1 protein-coding gene is annotated in these 258 nt (G+C 36.8%); it reads right to left on the bottom strand.

The features are described from left to right. Nucleotides 1–258 (bottom strand): flagellar motor protein MotB (locus AAEY99_RS21535; protein WP_351011996.1); only part of this gene is annotated, 258 nt, incomplete at both ends.

Raw genomic sequence — 258 nt, 5'->3', positions numbered from 1 at the left:
GCTTTCATCTCCCGCCTGAAACTCAAGCATTTGTTGGGTCATTTCAACCGTTTGTTGCTGAATGGTTTCTATAGGAGTTGGCTCAGGTTTACCCGGCGTAAACTCCATAGCAATAACAGATGTCCCTTTTGGAATGTCTTTTACTTCTATTTTATTTTGTACACCAAAAGCAAACTTCATTGAGCCTGCAATTTGTTTAAATTTAAGTACATCCATTTCAGAAAATGCGAGTAAAAGTACGAAAAAGCACATTAATAA

This window comes from Shewanella sp. S1-58-MNA-CIBAN-0166, from assembly GCF_040310085.1.
Taxonomy (GTDB): domain Bacteria; phylum Pseudomonadota; class Gammaproteobacteria; order Enterobacterales; family Shewanellaceae; genus Shewanella.
Note: the sequence above shows the minus strand (reverse complement) of the source record. Positions and strands in the feature narration are given on the sequence as shown.